Here is a 16,542-nt window from a genome sequence, read left to right on the forward strand (position 1 = left end):
TCCGGGCTCACCCCCGAGATATTTTTGGCCAGATGAAGTGGATCCGGTCAGGCGCGGCAGATCACTGCGGCAGGGAGGACAACAAAGCCTTAGCCGCCGCCTGCTCGGCTTGCCGTTTGGATCCCGCAGTGGCTTGTGCCTCGGTTCCGTCCTGAAGACGGGCAGCAATGGTGAAGATCGGCGCATGGTCAGGGCCGCTGCGTTTGATCTCGACATATGAGGGCGGTTTTTGACCACGGGCCTGCGCCCATTCCTGCAACGACGTTTTGGCGTCGCGCGCGTCAGCCTCGACCGTGTGGATCCGGTCGCCCCAAAGGGCCAGGATGACATCGCGCGCGGCCTCGAACCCTGCGTCGCGGTAAATTGCGGCAATCACGGCTTCCATTGCGTCGCCCAACAGGGCCAGTTTGCGGCGGCCACCGGATAACATCTCGGACCGGCCCAGCTTCAGCACCCCGCCAAGATCGATCTGGCGGGCCACATCGGCGCAGGCCTCTTTCCGGACCAGCGCGTTGAACCGGGGGGCCAATTGGCCTTCGGATGCCGTTTTGTCGGCCTCAAGCAAAGCCGTTGCCATGACAAGGCCCAGAACGCGGTCGCCCAGAAATTCGAGCCGTTGATTATCGGGCCGAGTGGACGACGAGACCGAACCATGTGTCAGCGCACGTACCAGCAATTCAGGATTGGCGAACTCATACCCCAAACGCTGCTGGAATGCCTTTATTTCAGCCGAAAGCTTCAATTGACCGCCTTGAAGAACCGGTCACCGCGCCAGGTCCAGAAGAACAGCATCGACCGGCCAGCAGATGAGAACATGATGCGATCAGCCCGACCAATCAGGTTTTCGTAAGGCACGTAGCCTACGCCACCCGCAGATTGGGGAAGGCGGCTGTCGGCAGAGTTGTCGCGGTTGTCACCCATAAAGAAGTAGTGGCCTTCGGGCACGTTGTAGATGCCGGTGTTGTCCGACCCCTGATTCCCGATATTCAGCACGTCATACGAGACGCCGTTGGGCAAAGTTTCAATCAGGCGCGATTTTTCGCATGCGCCACCAATGCCAACGGGCCCATTTTCACAGCGCGGACGCAGACGTTGCGGGCCTTGCGGCTCGGCAACTTCAGTGAAGACGCCATCGGGCTGCTGTGGAACCGGAACATCGTTCAGTATGATCTGACCTTCCCGAACCTGGATACGATCACCCGGCAGACCAATCAGACGCTTGATATAGTCGCGGCCCGTGACCGGATGGCGGAAAACGATGACATCGCCGCGCTCGGGCTCACCGCCCCAAATGCGGCTGTCACCGTCACCCTGCATCCAACCGCAGATATCTTCGGCATCCACATTCAGACCCACGCTGGGGATGATCAAGCTGGGACAGGACGCGTAGGAATAACCATAGGTCATTTTGTTGACGAAAAGGAAATCACCGATCAGCAGCGTTTCCTTCATCGAGCCCGAGGGGATCCAGAAAGGCTGAAAGAAGAGGGTGCGGAATACGCCCGCAATCAGCAGAGCATAGACGATGGTTTTAATCGTCTCCCAAACGGGATTTCCGGTTTTGGCTTCCTCGGCCATACTGCTCTCTCCAGTCTATGCGTGGTTGGGGTGCTACATGCGGGTCAGGTGGGGGCAAGTCAAGGCTGCGCGGGCGCTTCTTGAAGCGGACGGGCCTCGATCACCACAAAGGCTTGCGCCCAGGGATGGTCATCGGTCAGCGTCACGTGGATGATCGCCTCGTGCCCGTCTGGGGTCATTTCCTTAAGACGCTCGGCAGCCCAGCCGGTGACATGCATAACAGGCTGGCCTGTACGTAGATTGGTGACAGCCATATCCTTCCATGCGATGCCCATGCGCAGTCCGGTGCCCAGCGCCTTAGAGCACGCCTCTTTCGCCGCCCAGCGCTTGGCATAGGTGCCAGCTGTATCGTGGCGGCGCTCGGCTTTGCGCTGTTCGGTATCAGTAAAGACACGATTGCGGAACCGGTCGCCGAAGCGATCAAGCGTGCCTTGGATGCGGTCGATGTTTGCGAGGTCTGTGCCGATGCCAAGGATCATGACAACCGCACCGTCAATATCTTGTAGCTCGCCACCCCAAAGAAACCCGCAAAGGCGAAATCGAACCAGCGGCGGGCGCGGCGGTAGGCGCGGACCATACGCTCGGATGAAAACAGAAACGCGTACCCGATGAAAATCAGCAGCGATCCGGCATAAAGCATGGCGAAATAGCCCAGCAGCATCGACAGGCTGGCATCATTGGGCGCGACAATGGCATAGATGGAGCCCCAGCTTAGGATCGCTTTGGGATTGGTCAGGTGGATCGCAGCGCCTTTGGCAAAGATCGTCGGCAGTGAACCAGTGACCGGTTTGCCCAAAGCGACTTCGTCCGAGGTCATCGCGCGGCGCAGGGCCTTGAAGGCCAGCCAGCCAAGATAGGCCACACCGATGTACCGGATCACTTCGAACACCCAGACATTGGCCAGCATGATCGCCGACAAACCCAGCGCAGCGGCTATGCCCCAAGCGGCGGATCCGGCACAGATGCCCAGCGCAAAGACCAGACCGGCGCGGCGGCCTTCGTTCATCGCAGTTCCGGCAATACCCATCGTGGCAGGCCCCGGAGAGCCGCCAGCCATCAGCCAGGCCAGCCAGATGGCGACGAAGCCGGGCGTGATCACGCGCGGGCCTCGTCCATCAGGCGGCGCATTTCTTGAATGGCGGGGGTGAGGCCCAGAAAGATCGATTCACCAATCAGGAAGTGACCGATATTCAGCTCTTTCACCTCGGGGAAGGCGGCAATCGGTTGTACGGTGTCATAGGTCAGGCCGTGACCCGCATGAACCTCAAGCCCCAGAGAGTGGGCAAAGGTGGACATTTGGCGCAGCGCTTCAAGCTCGCGGGCGGCGTCTTCCATACGACCTTCGGCATGTGCATCGCAATAAGCGCCTGTGTGCAGCTCGATCACCTCTACACCAATGCGATGTGCAGCCTCGATCTGGCGTTGATCGGCAGCAATGAAGATCGACACGCGGCAGCCGACGTCGCGCAGGGGCGCGATGAAATGGGCCAGTTTGTTTTCCTCGCGCGCAACTTCCAGACCGCCTTCTGTGGTGCGCTCCTCGCGCTTTTCCGGGACGATGCAAACCGCATGGGGTTTGTGGCGCAGAGCAATTTTCTGCATCTCGTCTGTTGCGGCCATTTCAAAGTTCAATGGCACCGACAGAACTTCCATCAGCCCGTCGATGTCAGCGTCCGAGATATGGCGACGGTCTTCGCGCAGGTGGGCGGTGATGCCGTCGGCTCCTGCCTCTTCCGCCAGTTTGGCGGCGCGCAGCGGATCGGGATAAGCCCCACCCCGTGCATTTCGCACGGTGGCGACGTGATCGATGTTCACACCCAGACGCAGATCGTTCTCAGACATCTCTCGATTCCTTTTTCAGTTTCGCGGCGGAGCCTAGTGGCTTTGCCTCAGGAACGGCAGTCGATTTTTCAGCCAAACGTTTGATTTCCTCAAACTTCGCTTTGATCCTGGCGCGGCGGCGTTGTTGATAGGTAAGGATCAGCGGCAGGCTGAGGTAATAGCAAATCACACCGGCCACAATGCCGGGAATGATGCCGCCAATCATGTAGGGGAAAAAGACGTCATCGTAGAACTGGTCCAGCCCACGCCAGTCTGCCACGCGGTCGGTGAACAAGGCCAGAAAGTTGTTCTTGAGGTCACCGATAGCATCGGCGAACTTCCCCATCAGCCCCTGAGTGTCACCTTCTTCGTATTTGGTGCCCAAAAGAAAATGCCCGGTTTGAAGGCAGATGACACCGATTGGCACGTAAGTCAGTGGATTTCCAAAAAACGTACCGCTGAGCGCCGCCAAGATATTCCCTTTGATCAGGCGTGCACCAATGGCTGCGACCAGAAAATGCAGCCCATAGAACGGGGTAAAGGCTGCGAAGACCCCCGCGCCGATACCACGCGCAATTCGGTCAGGGGTGTCCGGCAAACGGCGGACACGATGTTTGACATAGTGAAAAGCGCGGGTCCACCCGCCACGCGGATAGACAAACTCCGACGCGACTTGGACAGCAGAGCGTCGGTCTCGGCGCTTGAATACCACGCGTGATCACCCCTTCTCAGCCAGCCGCGGTTGCGGTCTTGGTCCGGTCTCTGTGCCGTTCGACGGCTGCAACGTCGCTTTCTGCCTCAAGCATCAGCATCAGTGAGTGCAGCTGTTCAAGGTCGCGCAGTTCGACATTGATCAACAGACGGTAAAAATCCGGTTTGCGGTCAACAAATTCCAGGTTCGAAATATTGGCCTTTTTCTCACCGATCAATGTGCAAATTCGCCCCAGAACCCCGGCATCGTTGCCGATGGTCAGATCCAGCGTCGCCCCGTACACGGCTGGGTGGGTGCCCGAATGCCAGTGCAGATCGACCCAGCGGTCGGGTTCACCTTCGAATTCGCTTAGCCGGTTGCAGTCGATGGCATGTACCACCACGCCTTTGCCCCGGTAGGTGATGCCAACGATCCGCTCGCCAGGCAGAGGCTGACAACACGGCGCACGGTCGAATTTCTGCCCCGGCTCAAGGCCGATCACGGCACGACGCAGCGGAATGGCATCACCGTCGTCCTTGGCCAGTTCCGGATAGACGGCTTCGACCACCTCATGCGCCGTCAATTCCGCGCTGCCCAGACGGGCCAACAGCTCGTGCCGATCTTTCAGACGCAGGTGTTTGGCAGCCGTATCCAGCGCCTTGTCCGTTGCCTTGCGGCCAACATGTTCGAAACCGGAACGGGCCAGTTCCTTGCCCAACTTGATGAACCGCTCTCTGTCGACCTCACGCAAAGCGCGACGGATGGCAGTACGGGCCTTGCCGGTGACAGCGATCTCAAGCCAAGTGACCTGCGGTGTCTGACCGTCAGCCGTAATAATGTCCACCGACTGACCGTTCTTTAGCCGTGTCCACAGCGGCACACGAATGCCGTCTACCTTGGCCCCGACACAGGCATGGCCGATCCGGGTGTGGATGGCATAAGCAAAATCAATCGGTGTTGCCCCACGGGGCAGCTTCACCACATCCCCTTTGGGTGTGAAGCAGAACACCTGGTCGGAATACATTTCCAGCTTGACCGCTTCGAGGAAGTCTTCGTGATCTTCTTCGTTGTCGAACTGCTCAGTCAGGTTCGAAATCCACTTGGCCGGGTCGACCGCAAAAGGGTTCTCGGTGCGAACACCGTCGCGATAGGACCAATGCGCCGCAACGCCGGTTTCAGCCACGTCGTGCATCTGACGAGTGCGAATCTGAACTTCGACCCGTTTACCATCGCGCCCCGACACAGTGGTGTGGATCGAGCGGTAGCCATTTGATTTTGGCTGACTGATGTAATCCTTGAACCGCCCAGGCACCGCGCGCCAGCGCTGGTGGATCGCGCCGAGGGTGCGGTAACAGTCTTCTTCCGTCTGAGTAATGATGCGGAAACCATAGATGTCGGACAGGCGTGAAAAACCTTGGTCCTTTTCCTGCATCTTACGCCAGATCGAATAGGGTTTTTTAGCGCGGCCAAAGACCTCGGCCTCGATGCCTGCCTTTTCCAGCTCGTGCCGCATATCGCCGGTGATGCGGTGGATCACGTCACCGGTTTCGCGTTGCAGCGTGATAAAACGCCGGATGATCGACTGGCGGCCTTCGGGGTTCAGCACGCGGAAGGCAAGGTCTTCCAGCTCTTCGCGCATCCATTGCATACCCATTCGGCCAGCGAGCGGAGCGTAGATGTCCATCGTCTCGCGCGCTTTGACCACCTGCTTTTCGGGGCGCATGGCCTTGATCGTGCGCATATTGTGCAGACGGTCCGCCAACTTGACCAAAATGACCCGCAGGTCCTTGGACATGGCCATGAACAACTTACGGAAGTTTTCAGCCTGCTTGGTCTCGCGGCTGGACAGTTGCAGGTTGGTCAGCTTGGTGACGCCATCGACCAGCTTGGCGACCTCATCCCCAAACAGTTCGGCAACCTTGCCATAGTTGGCTTTGGTATCTTCGATCGTGTCGTGCAGAAGCGCTGTTATGATAGTCGCGTCATCCAAACGCTGTTCGGTCAGGATGGCGGCAACTGCAACGGGGTGGGTAAAATAAGGCTCGCCGGAATGGCGGAACTGCCCCTCATGCATCTGCTGGCCGAACTCATAGGCCAGCGTAATGCGATCAGCATTTGTCTTCGGATTGTAGTTGCGGACCAGCGCAATCAGGTCGTCTTCAGAAATCATCCGGTCCGCACCTTCGTTTTTAGGGCTTACCCCTGTCCCTGAGCCTCCATCAGAGCGCGCAGGAGTTTTTCTTCGGACATGTCGTCCATGGCAGGCTTGTCCGATTCGGCACCCATCAGCAGCGCCATCTGGTCTTCTTCCGGCTCATCGACCTCGATCTGGGTCTGGTTGGCCTCGATCAGACGCTCGCGCAGGTCATCCGCGCTTTGCGTTTCGTCGGCGATTTCGCGCAGGGATACGACAGGGTTTTTGTCGTTGTCACGGTCAACGGTAATCGCAGCACCAGCGGAGATTTCGCGCGCCCGATGGGCGGCAAGCATCACCAGCTCGAACCGGTTTGGAACCTTATCTACGCAATCTTCAACCGTCACGCGGGCCATGGGGCGCTCTCCGTTTCTGAATCCATGTCAGGAAGAGGTTTATCTAAGCGCGAATCCGCGCCTTGACAAGCAGGAAATGCTGCATTTGCAAGGATCACAGCGGCGTGACCGCCTCAACCTCAGCTAAAGGCAAGTCAGCGACCATCTGCGTAACCGAGCGCTCCAGAACCGGATGGCACCAATCCGGCGCGATATCTGCCATGGGAACCAATACGAAAGCACGGTCCTGCAGGCGTGGATGGGGCAGTATCAGTTGATCGGGCGCCTCATTCTGCTGTGCGTCAGAGGGTAATGTCAGCCAGCGATCAAACACAGCCTGATCTGGCAACACCAGATCGTCAAAGCACACAAGATCCAGATCCAGTGTCCGCATACCCCAGCGTTGGATCCGTTCGCGCCCGAACTCATGCTCAACTGCATGCAACACGCGCAAAAGCTCGGTCGGTGACTTTTCGGTAGCGATCAGAGCCGCCGCATTCACATAGTCAGGACCCGCACCCACGGGGAAACAGGGAGTTGCAAAAAATCGGCTGACTGACCGAATCACCACCTCCTGACGCGCAATAGCGTCAAGTGCATTTCGAAGTGTCATTGCGGGCTCATTTCCTCTCAAGTTGAGATTTGCACCCAGCGCAACAACGGCATTTGACAACGAATTGCTCATCTAGCACCCTATATTCGACACATTGCATACTTGCGATAACCGGCAAAAGTTCTAATTATAGACCGACAGAACGCGCCAATTCATCACTCACTCACTCATCTAGCGGTGCGGTCTGTATTATACCGGAAGGGACTATTTATGTTTTATAAGGACGAACGGCTAGCGCTGTTCATCGACGGCTCGAATCTTTATGCCGCGGCAAAAGCACTCGGTTTCGACATAGACTACAAACTTCTGCGGCAGGAATTCATGCGCCGCGGCAAGTTGCTTCGGGCTTTCTATTACACAGCGCTCCTGGAAAACGACGAGTATTCGCCAATACGCCCATTGGTCGACTGGCTGCATTACAACGGCTTCACCATGGTCACGAAACCGGCCAAGGAATACACCGACAGCATGGGGCGTCGGAAAGTCAAAGGAAACATGGACATCGAACTTACAGTTGATGCCATGGAACTTGCGCCGCGTGTGGATCATATCGTGCTGTTCTCTGGCGATGGGGATTTCCGCCCGCTGATCGCCAGCCTGCAACGCCAGGGCGTGCGTGTTTCCGTTGTGTCGACCATCCGCAGTCAGCCACCGATGATTTCGGACGAACTGCGTCGTCAGGCCGACAACTTCATCGAATTGGAAGATCTGCGTGACGTGATCGGACGCCCGCCACGTGAAATGCCGGCCGAGCCGCGCAACGTTGCGATGGCTGGCAACAGCTGATCAGGCATACGCCTTTTTTGATGGGGAAAAATTCGCGCGGTCAGGACCAGGGTCCTGGCCGCGCTTCTTTAACAATGAACAGGTGCTGAAACATAACTTGGCTAGCATCGATTCGTGTCAGTTGAATGACGATCTCCTGTCTGGACCAAGGCCGGGAAAAGACTTACCTGTGCCCTAAGGAGACAGCCTAATGACAAAGCCACCACTGACACTTTACCTTGCCGCTCCCCGGGGTTTCTGCGCCGGTGTGGATCGCGCCATCAAAATCGTTGAAATGGCCCTGCAGAAATGGGGCGCTCCGGTTTACGTGCGCCACGAGATTGTCCACAACAAGTTTGTCGTCGACGGGCTGCGGGCAAAAGGGGCCGTTTTTGTCGAAGAACTGCACGAATGCCCCGATGATCGTCCGGTGATCTTTTCCGCCCATGGCGTACCGAAATCGGTTCCTGCCGAGGCCGCCAAGCGCGAAATGATCTATGTCGACGCGACCTGCCCACTGGTCTCTAAAGTGCATGTCGAAGCACAGCGCCATGCGGATGCAGGGTTGCAGATGATCATGATCGGCCACAAGGGTCATCCCGAAACCGTTGGCACTATGGGACAGTTGCCCGAAGGCGATGTTCTGTTGGTTGAAACCGTCGAAGATGTGGCCACGGTTGATGTGCGTGACCCCGAAAAACTTGCCTTTGTCACCCAGACAACCCTGTCGGTTGATGACACCAAAGACATCATAGCTGCGCTTCAGGCCAGGTTCCCGGCCATTGTCGGGCCGCACAAGGAAGACATCTGCTATGCCACCACGAACCGGCAAGAGGCCGTCAAGGCAGTGGCCCCCAAGGCAGACGCCCTGCTGGTTGTAGGCGCGCCGAACTCATCAAACTCGCGCCGTCTGGTTGAGGTCGCCTCGCGCGAGGGCTGCAAATACGCGCAACTGGTACAGCGCGCCACCGAGATCGACTGGCGTGCGCTCAAGGGCATCTCATCCGTGGCCGTCACCGCCGGCGCATCGGCCCCCGAGCTTTTGGTTGACGAAGTGATCGACGCCTTCCGCGCGCATTACGATGTCACTGTGGAATTGGTTGAAACCGCCACCGAAAACGTCGAGTTCAAAGTGCCGCGCGTCCTGAGGCAACCAGCGTGATCGGAGTACCAAAGGCACCGTTTTATCTGGGGTTGGCAGGGCTGATCCCTTTTGTCTGGGGTGCGTTGACCTATCTGAACGGCGACCTGAACGCTTGGGGCGCACAGAACCTTGGCGCGCGGTTTGTGGGTCCATACGTGCAGCTGTTCTATGGCTCGGTGATCCTGAGCTTCATGTCCGGTGTTCTTTGGGGGTTTGCCACTAAGACCTCGGGCAGCAAGGCAGGTCTGTGTTACACATTGTCGGTCCTGCCCGCGCTTTGGGCCTTTTTCATGACGGGCGGCGGGCCGGTGCAGGCGGGCACAAACCTGATGTACGGGTTTGCCGGCCTGTTGGTGCTGGATGCCCTGTTTTCTTATTGGCGGCTGACACCGGTTTGGTGGATGCGGTTACGCGTCCTGCTGACCGCCGTTGTTCTGGCCAGCCTTGCCGTCGGAGTATACCTGTGACCGATAAACGCACGATCGACGCATATACCAACAGGGTGGCCGAATACCTGAACGTTCCCCTGCCCGAAGCACAGCTTGAGGCCAGACAAGCATTTGTAGATGCAGTCGTCGCAGGTGGATATGTTCTGGATCTGGGATCCGGGCCGGGTTCAGATAGCAGTTTCCTGATGCGTCAAGGATTGACGGTAAAGGCGCTGGATGCGACGCCTGCCTTCGTGGATCACGCCCGGCAGAACGGAGTGGACGCGTATCTGGGCACGTTCGATGACGTCACCGAAACCGCTATCTTTGACGGTGTCTACGCCAGCTTTTCCCTGCTGCACGCGCCACGCGCAGATTTCCCGCGACACCTGAAGGCGATTCACTCTGCTCTGAAGCCTAAGGGGCAGCTTTTTCTCGGCATGAAGCTGGGTACAGGTGAGCACAGGGACGAGTTGGATCGGTATTACACCTATTATACCGAAGCCGAGATCGAAGACGCGCTGACCCAAACCGGCTTCACAATTGATCGCTCGGTCAAAGGGATGGGGAAAGGTCTGGCAGGCTCTTACGACGGTTTTATTCTGGTGTTCGCCCATGCCTGACTTGTTTGCCTATACCGATGGTGCTTGTTCCGGCAATCCCGGACCCGGAGGCTGGGGTGTTTTGCTACGCGCGATGGACGGGGGCACCGTTTTGAAAGAGCGTGAGCTGAATGGCGGCGAGGCCGAGACAACCAATAACCGAATGGAACTGCTGGCCGCCATTTCCGCGTTAGAGACGCTGGAGCGCCCGTCGAAAATCACCATCGTGACCGACAGCGCCTATGTGAAGAACGGCGTCACCGGCTGGATCTTTGGCTGGAAGCGTAACGGCTGGAAAACCTCGAACAAGAAGCCGGTCAAGAACGTCGATCTGTGGCAACGCCTGGACGAGGCGCAGGGGCGACATGATGTGACCTGGGAATGGGTCAAGGGTCACGCGGGTCACCCCGAGAATGAAAAGGCCGACGAACTGGCCCGTTCTGGCATGGCCCCATTCAAACCTAAAAAGGCACAGGCGTGACCGCGCTGACGCTGCTGGATTATGCCTCGGTCCTGATCTTTGCACTGACCGGAGCCTTGGTGGCAAGCCGCGCGCAGCTGGATCTGGTAGGGTTTGCCTTCATGGCCTGCTTGACGGCAGTCGGGGGCGGTACTGTGCGTGATCTGTTGTTGGACCGGCACCCAATCTTTTGGGTCGGTCAGCCGGATTACATTCTGATCGCCGTCGCCGCTGCGGTATTGGTTTTTTTCACCGCACATCTAATGGAAAGCCGTTACAATTGGCTGATCTGGCTGGACAGTTTCGCTCTGTCGGTGGCAGTCGCCGCCGGTACCGGCGCGGCACTGTCGTTGGATCAATCCGGCGTCATAGTTGTGTTGATGGGCGTGACGACCGGATGTCTGGGCGGGTTGATGCGCGATGTCGTCTGCAACGAGGTTCCGCTGGTGCTGAAACAGGGCGAGCTTTATGTTTCATGCGCATTTACCGGCGCGCTGACAGCTGTGATTGCTGTCCGGCTGGGGTTGGAACCAGCGCTCTCACTGGCTCTTTGTGCGTTGGTTTGCTGGGCGTTGCGGGCTGGTTCTTTGACGTTTGGATGGCAGCTGCCCGTCTACAAAAGCCGCCCGCCGCGCAGCTAAGCCAGCCGGTGGACGCAACAGAACTGTGCTGATACCTCTTTGGGCAGTACAGTTCGGCGAGGCACGCGATGACCTTCAGATTCACATCCATATCAGCTTGTCTGGCTCTGCTCGCCTCGTGTGGCGAGTACTATACACCTGTCAGTTTCGTTGCACAGGGCGACCAGATCATTGCGTCAGGCACGATTGATGAAACAACGCTATCGGCATTTGAGGAAGTCGTTGCCGAAAACCCCGAGGCCCGAACTCTGGTTCTGCAATACATCGAAGGATCAGTGGATGACGATGCCAATGTCATCTTCAGCCGCGAGGTGCACAAGGCTGGTTTCGATACAGTCGTACCCTCAGATGGTCTGGTTGCGAGCGGGGGCACCGATCTGTTTCTGGCCGGAAACCGGCGCATCTTGCAACCGGGGGCCTGTGTCGGCGTTCACAGCTGGGCCGGATCGGGACTGGTAGCGACCGAGTTGCCCGAAGACGACCCGGAACATGACCGATACCTGGACTATTTCAAAGACATCGGCGTGGATGAGGAATTTTACTGGTATACCCTCTTCGCAGCCCCGGCTGAAAGCATGCACTGGATGACCGCCGCTGAAGCGAACCGGTACGATATGACCACAAAGGGTGCACCGGCCCTTGGTTCAGCCACGGTGTGCGACGCGCGGTGAATCAACGCGACAGCAAGCGCGCACCGATCTCTTTGACGAATTTTGCGGCCACCATTGCGGTCATACCGTATGGGTCGCGATGCGGGTTCAGTTCAACAATATCCGCGCCGACCAATTGGCCCTCGAAACGATGGATCAGGTTGATGACCTCGCGGGTGCTCAGCCCGCCGGGTTCGTGATGTGAGACGCCGGGGGCAAAGGCCGGATCAAGTGCATCCAAATCCAGTGACAGATAGACGGGGCCATCAAAAGAAATCTGCAGATCGGCACTCCAGTTGCGCATGTCGATCACTTCGACTCCGAACCTGTCGGCTTGCGCGCGCTGATGGGCGTTCATGGTTCGGATTCCGACCTGTACCAATCGCTTGACCGGGCAGTTCTCCATCACCCGCGCAAAGGGGCAGCCATGGCCCAATGGGCCGATATCTTGCTCGTCATACAGATCGGGATGGCTGTCGACATGCAGAATGTTCAGCCCTGCGTATCGGTCCGCATGGGCTTTGATCAACGGATAGGCTACGGAATGATCCCCGCCCAGAGACAACAGGCGCGCGCTGGTTGCGATCCGCTTGGCTGCTTCGGTTTCGATCCGGTCAATCGGCTCCTGACCGCGCATTTCAAACACGTCCAAATCGCCGGTATCACGAAACCGCTCGGTCGCGCCCAGATCAGTGCCGTCCTCGGCCGTCAGATTGGCAGCGCCCGAATGCAGCGCCTCGCGAATTCGTCCGGGCGCGAAAGCCGGACCTTGCAGGAAAGAGGAATGCAGATCCAGCGGCACACCCATCAGGGCGACATCACCCGGTTTCAGATCGTGCAGCATCGGCATCCTCCCAAATCGTTTGGACGCGATCTGGGCGGACAAAAGACCCAAGGTCAAGCAGTTATCGGCGCAGATAGGTTTGCCAGATCCAGATCACCAGTAACGCGCCAAGGACTGCGCCAACAAATCCAGACAGCCAGCCCATGACTGTTATCAAAAACCGCAGCAGAAACCCTCCGATCAGAGCGCCAACAATCCCAATCAACATGGTCGTCGGGATATCTGCTTCGATCCGCATCAGCCGGGTGGCCAAAAAACCGGCAGCTGCTCCAATGATGATCAGGGCGACGACGGGCATCTTACTTCCTCCAATGGGTCGGCACGATGATCAAGGCCCCGACAGATGAAATCACCGCGTCCAATCCCGGCGGGCCAAAGCTGATCCCAAACATGATGCGGACAAAATAAAACAAGAACGCTCCGCCCACGCAAATGATGATCGAGGGCAGATAGCCGTTATGAGTAAAACCGGATTTCTCGGACAGGTACCCCACAATCCCGGCAATCACGACGGTGCCCATCATCACCATGAACATATGGCTTTACTCCGAAGACAGCTGAGTGCCGGTAGGTATTGCCCAGCCCCGCAGAAACGTTTCCCTATCCTGCGCGCCTTTGCCTGCCCTTTGCAAGCGCAGCAGTTCGACAGCACCCTGCCCGCAGGCCACGTGCAGATCGCCATTCAAAACCTCGCCAGAGGCGCCCTGCCCCTCTGTAACGCGCGACGCAAGCACCTTGATCCGCTCACCGTCCACTTCGGTCCAGGCTCCGGGAAAAGGCGACAGGCCACGGATCTGCCGATCAACCTCGACCGCCGGGCGCTTCCAGTCAATGCGCGCCTCGGACTTGTCGATCTTAGCGGCATAAGTCACGCCGTCCTCGGGCTGAGGTTCAGGTGCAAGGTTCGGCAGATTGGCCAGTGCATCGACGATCAACGCGGCCCCCATGGTCGACAGGCGATCGTGTAGCTTCGCAGTGGTTTCTTCGGGCTCGATCGCAGTTACCTGCCGCAACAGAACGGGGCCAGTGTCCAGACCTGCCTCCATCTGCATAATGCAGATCCCGGTCTCGGCGTCGCCTGACATGATCGCCCGATGGATCGGCGCGGCCCCGCGCCAACGCGGCAACAGGCTGGCATGGATGTTCAGGCAACCCTGTTTGGGCGCATCTAGTACGGGTTGCGGTAGGATCAGGCCGTAAGCCACGACAACAGCCACATCCGCGTTTAACTCGGCAAAGGCGTATTGTTCTTCGGCTGATTTCAACGAAACCGGATGGCGGACAGAAAGGCCCAGCCCCTCGGCCCGGGCGTGAACGGGCGTGGGGCGGTCTTTCTTGCCGCGACCAGCAGGGCGCGGCGGCTGACAATAGACGGCAGCAATTTCGTGCCCAGCCTCAACCAGCGCATCCAACACCGGGACTGAGAATTCGGGGGTTCCCATGAAGATGACACGCATGCTCGTCTCCGGAGTTTTTCAGGTGCCGGGCTGAAACCCGACTTACGTCAATTTCTTTGCTTTACGCAGCAGCATGTCGCGTTTGACCTTACTGAGCCGGTCGAAATACATCTTCCCGTTCAGATGATCGATCTGATGCTGCACGCTGGTGGCGTCGATCCCGACAAAGTCGCGACGGTCCACCATGCCCTGTTCGTTCACGTATTTCACAGTCACTGCACGCGGGCGTTTGATCTTGGCTGACACACCGGGCAAGTTCGGGCTGGCTTCTTCATGTTCGCGCAGCTCAATCGAGCTGTGCAGGATTTCCGGGTTGGCCAGACGCACGGCCTTGCCCCGCTCAGCCGATCCATCAACCACGGCCAGACGCAACATCACACCAATCTGCGTCGCAGCAAGGCCAACACCGGGCATTGCCTCCATCGTGTCGATCATATCGTCCCAGATCGTCCGAATTTCATCGGTGATTTCTGTCACCTCATCCGCTTCGGTTCGCAGACGTTTGTCGGGCCAGGGCAAGCAGGTGCGCACTGTCATGAGCGCGCTTTCTCGCGTTTCAGCTTTTGCATCTTGCGCGTGATCATCTGCCGTTTCAGTGGTTTGAGATAGTCGATGAACAGCTTGCCGTTCAAATGATCGATCTCATGTTGCACGCAGGTGGCCCAAAGCCCATCAAAGGTTTCCTGCTGCAGATTACCATTCTGATCCATCCAGGTGACATCCACCACCTTGGGGCGGGTCACTTCGGCGTATTGATCGGGGATGGACAGGCACCCTTCCTCATAGACATTGGTTTCATCCGATGATGCGATGACCTCGGGGTTGAACATGATCAGGGGACGCGGGGTTTCACCTTCTTCCTTGACACAATCCAGAACAATCAACCGATCCAGCACACCGATCTGCGGCGCGGCCAGGCCGATGCCGGGCGCGTCATACATGGTTTCCAGCATGTCGTCAGCCAGTTTGCGCAGCTCGTCCGTAAGGTCGCCTACGGGCGCGCAGACCTTCTTCAGGCGGGGGTCGGGATGGATCAGGATATTGCGTTTCATGAGGCTGATTTAGGCCATCCCGTCCCGCGCCGCAACGCCCCCCTTGCACCTGCCCGATTTGCGGTTAGCTTTCGACCAACAGAACGGAGCAGACATGACTTTCAACGACCTGATCGACCGCCGGGGCACCAACAGTTCCAAATGGGACAAGATGGAGATGTTGTACGGCGTCTCACCCAATGACGGGCTGGCCATGTGGACGGCCGATTCCGATTACCAAACAGCGCCTTGCGTAATCGATGCGGTGCGCAAAGCCGCTGATCATGGCGTGTTCGGGTATTCCTGGATGCACCCGGATTATCTGGCTTCCGTCCAGTGGTGGATGAAGACCCGCCATGACTGGGAAATCGATACAGATTGGATTCTGACAACCCAAGGTCTGGGCAATGCAATCGCGCTGTCGCTGGATGTCTGGACCGAACCCGACGATGGCATCGTGATTTTCACCCCCGTCTATCATGAGTTTGCGCATAAGGTGAACAAATCAGGCCGCCGGGTCGTCGAATGCCCGCTGGTGCGGGAAGGCGACAGCTATGGGCTTGATCTGGACGACGCGCAGTCGCGGCTGGACGGGTCCGAGAAGATGTTGCTGTGGTGTTCGCCGCAGAATCCGTCGGGGCGTGTCTGGACACCAGACGAACTGCGTGCCGTGGCCGCGTTTGCCGAGCGGAACGGTTTGATCCTGGTGTCGGACGAGATCCACCACGATCTGGTCTATCCCGGTGCCAAGTTCGTGCCGATGGACGTAGCCGCCCCGGATGCGCGACCCTGGACAGTGACGCTGACCGCTGCGTCAAAGACTTTCAACATCGCCGGACAGCGGACCGGCAACATGATCATTCCCGATCCCAAACTGCGCGCGGCCATGAAGCATCGGTTGCAAACACTGGACTATGACCCCAGCGCTTTGGGTGTGGCGATGATCACCGCGGCCTACAGCCCTGAAGGGGCCAAATGGGTGGATGCGCAGATTGCACATCTGGAAGGCAATAAGCGCTTGTTCGATCAGACCATCGCCGAAATTCCAGGTCTGTGGTCGATGCCTTTACAAGCAACCTATCTGGCCTGGGTCGATTTCTCGGGCACGGGCATGGATCACGCAGAATTTGTCCGCCGCCTGCGCGAGGACGCGCGGATCGCCACATCGTCTGGCCCCGGCTTCGGCACAGGTGGAGAGACGTTCGAACGCTTCAACCTCGCCACGCAGCGCGCGCGGGTAGAGGAAGCTTGTAACCGACTGAAACGGGCTTTTGGCGATTTGCAGTAA

At 58.1% G+C, this 16,542-nt stretch carries 23 protein-coding genes; 8 read left to right on the forward strand and 15 right to left on the reverse strand.

Features of this window, described 5'->3' with window-relative positions:
• Positions 1-61 precede the first annotated feature (61 nt).
• The 9 genes from rnc to folK all read right to left on the reverse strand — a co-directional run bounded on the left by rnc (position 62) and on the right by folK (position 7,304).
• Positions 62-742 (reverse strand): ribonuclease III, encoded by a 681-nt coding sequence (rnc, locus tag GS636_RS19415; RefSeq protein ID WP_171671778.1) that lies wholly within the window; start codon positions 740-742, stop codon positions 62-64.
• Positions 739-1,578 (reverse strand): signal peptidase I, encoded by an 840-nt coding sequence (gene lepB / locus GS636_RS19420; protein WP_171188936.1) that lies wholly within the window; start codon positions 1,576-1,578, stop codon positions 739-741. The genes rnc and lepB overlap by 4 nt, the downstream gene beginning before the upstream one ends.
• 59 nt (positions 1,579-1,637) lie before the next feature.
• Positions 1,638-2,057, reverse strand: coding sequence for a holo-ACP synthase (acpS, locus tag GS636_RS19425; protein WP_171096103.1), 420 nt, complete (start codon positions 2,055-2,057; stop codon positions 1,638-1,640).
• Positions 2,054-2,677, reverse strand: coding sequence for a LysE family transporter (locus tag GS636_RS19430; protein WP_171671780.1), 624 nt, complete (start codon positions 2,675-2,677; stop codon positions 2,054-2,056). Before GS636_RS19430 ends, acpS begins: the two co-directional genes overlap by 4 nt.
• The gene (locus GS636_RS19435) at positions 2,674-3,420 is read right to left on the reverse strand and encodes a pyridoxine 5'-phosphate synthase (RefSeq protein WP_171671782.1); all 747 of its coding nucleotides are present in this window, start codon (positions 3,418-3,420) and stop codon (positions 2,674-2,676) included. The genes GS636_RS19430 and GS636_RS19435 overlap by 4 nt, the downstream gene beginning before the upstream one ends.
• The gene (locus tag GS636_RS19440) at positions 3,413-4,111 is read right to left on the reverse strand and encodes a DUF2062 domain-containing protein (protein WP_171096108.1); all 699 of its coding nucleotides are present in this window, start codon (positions 4,109-4,111) and stop codon (positions 3,413-3,415) included. Before GS636_RS19440 ends, GS636_RS19435 begins: the two co-directional genes overlap by 8 nt.
• A gap of 16 nt (positions 4,112-4,127) precedes the next feature.
• Positions 4,128-6,260, reverse strand: coding sequence for a bifunctional (p)ppGpp synthetase/guanosine-3',5'-bis(diphosphate) 3'-pyrophosphohydrolase (locus GS636_RS19445; RefSeq protein WP_171671785.1), 2,133 nt, complete (start codon positions 6,258-6,260; stop codon positions 4,128-4,130).
• A 26-nt stretch (positions 6,261-6,286) separates the two neighbouring features.
• Positions 6,287-6,640 carry a DNA-directed RNA polymerase subunit omega gene (gene rpoZ / locus GS636_RS19450; protein WP_171096112.1) on the reverse strand — a complete coding sequence of 118 codons (354 nt, stop codon included), beginning with the start codon at positions 6,638-6,640 and terminating at the stop codon, positions 6,287-6,289.
• A 94-nt stretch (positions 6,641-6,734) separates the two neighbouring features.
• A complete protein-coding gene (gene folK / locus GS636_RS19455) occupies positions 6,735-7,304 on the reverse strand; it encodes a 2-amino-4-hydroxy-6-hydroxymethyldihydropteridine diphosphokinase (RefSeq protein ID WP_171188927.1) in 570 nt (189 codons plus the stop codon).
• Between the two features lie 138 nt (positions 7,305-7,442).
• Between folK and GS636_RS19460 the strand changes: the two genes are divergently transcribed.
• The 7 genes from GS636_RS19460 (at position 7,443) to GS636_RS19490 (ending at position 11,943) form a co-directional block, all read left to right on the forward strand.
• Entirely contained in the window at positions 7,443-8,018 is a 576-nt protein-coding gene (locus GS636_RS19460; protein ID WP_171096116.1) for an NYN domain-containing protein, read from the forward strand.
• 190 nt (positions 8,019-8,208) lie between these two features.
• Complete coding sequence (ispH, locus tag GS636_RS19465; RefSeq protein ID WP_171188925.1) at positions 8,209-9,159, forward strand: 4-hydroxy-3-methylbut-2-enyl diphosphate reductase; 951 nt, start codon at positions 8,209-8,211, stop codon at positions 9,157-9,159.
• Positions 9,156-9,608 (forward strand): DUF3429 family protein, encoded by a 453-nt coding sequence (locus GS636_RS19470; RefSeq protein ID WP_171671787.1) that lies wholly within the window; start codon positions 9,156-9,158, stop codon positions 9,606-9,608. Before ispH ends, GS636_RS19470 begins: the two co-directional genes overlap by 4 nt.
• On the forward strand, positions 9,605-10,192 hold the full coding sequence (locus GS636_RS19475) for a methyltransferase domain-containing protein (protein WP_171671789.1): 588 nt from the start codon (positions 9,605-9,607) through the stop codon (positions 10,190-10,192). The genes GS636_RS19470 and GS636_RS19475 overlap by 4 nt, the downstream gene beginning before the upstream one ends.
• On the forward strand, positions 10,185-10,652 hold the full coding sequence (gene rnhA, locus GS636_RS19480; RefSeq protein ID WP_171648471.1) for a ribonuclease HI: 468 nt from the start codon (positions 10,185-10,187) through the stop codon (positions 10,650-10,652). The genes GS636_RS19475 and rnhA overlap by 8 nt, the downstream gene beginning before the upstream one ends.
• Positions 10,649-11,272 carry a trimeric intracellular cation channel family protein gene (locus GS636_RS19485; protein WP_171096126.1) on the forward strand — a complete coding sequence of 208 codons (624 nt, stop codon included), beginning with the start codon at positions 10,649-10,651 and terminating at the stop codon, positions 11,270-11,272. Before rnhA ends, GS636_RS19485 begins: the two co-directional genes overlap by 4 nt.
• Positions 11,273-11,340: 68 nt before the next feature.
• Positions 11,341-11,943 (forward strand): alpha/beta hydrolase, encoded by a 603-nt coding sequence (locus GS636_RS19490; protein ID WP_171648473.1) that lies wholly within the window; start codon positions 11,341-11,343, stop codon positions 11,941-11,943.
• 1 nt (position 11,944) lies between these two features.
• Here the strand turns inward: GS636_RS19490 and speB are convergent, their stop codons facing one another.
• The 6 genes from speB to def (GS636_RS19520) all read right to left on the reverse strand — a co-directional run bounded on the left by speB (position 11,945) and on the right by def (GS636_RS19520) (position 15,275).
• Complete coding sequence (gene speB, locus GS636_RS19495) at positions 11,945-12,766, reverse strand: agmatinase (protein ID WP_171671791.1); 822 nt, start codon at positions 12,764-12,766, stop codon at positions 11,945-11,947.
• Positions 12,767-12,827: 61 nt separating this feature from the next.
• On the reverse strand, positions 12,828-13,064 hold the full coding sequence (locus GS636_RS19500) for a GlsB/YeaQ/YmgE family stress response membrane protein (protein WP_171671794.1): 237 nt from the start codon (positions 13,062-13,064) through the stop codon (positions 12,828-12,830).
• Position 13,065: 1 nt separating this feature from the next.
• On the reverse strand, positions 13,066-13,302 hold the full coding sequence (locus tag GS636_RS19505; protein ID WP_171096133.1) for a hypothetical protein: 237 nt from the start codon (positions 13,300-13,302) through the stop codon (positions 13,066-13,068).
• A 6-nt stretch (positions 13,303-13,308) separates the two neighbouring features.
• Positions 13,309-14,223, reverse strand: a complete 915-nt coding sequence (fmt, locus tag GS636_RS19510; RefSeq protein WP_171671796.1) for a methionyl-tRNA formyltransferase — start codon at positions 14,221-14,223, stop codon at positions 13,309-13,311.
• A gap of 42 nt (positions 14,224-14,265) precedes the next feature.
• Positions 14,266-14,760, reverse strand: a complete 495-nt coding sequence (gene def, locus GS636_RS19515; RefSeq protein ID WP_171671799.1) for a peptide deformylase — start codon at positions 14,758-14,760, stop codon at positions 14,266-14,268.
• Positions 14,757-15,275 (reverse strand): peptide deformylase, encoded by a 519-nt coding sequence (def, locus tag GS636_RS19520; protein ID WP_171096140.1) that lies wholly within the window; start codon positions 15,273-15,275, stop codon positions 14,757-14,759. The genes def (GS636_RS19515) and def (GS636_RS19520) overlap by 4 nt, the downstream gene beginning before the upstream one ends.
• A gap of 94 nt (positions 15,276-15,369) precedes the next feature.
• Here def (GS636_RS19520) and GS636_RS19525 point away from each other — a divergent pair, with 94 nt between their 5' ends.
• Positions 15,370-16,542 carry a MalY/PatB family protein gene (locus tag GS636_RS19525; RefSeq protein ID WP_171671801.1) on the forward strand — a complete coding sequence of 391 codons (1,173 nt, stop codon included), beginning with the start codon at positions 15,370-15,372 and terminating at the stop codon, positions 16,540-16,542.

The organism is Ruegeria sp. HKCCD4884, assembly GCF_013110855.1.
In the GTDB taxonomy this organism is placed as follows: Bacteria; Pseudomonadota; Alphaproteobacteria; order Rhodobacterales; family Rhodobacteraceae; genus Ruegeria.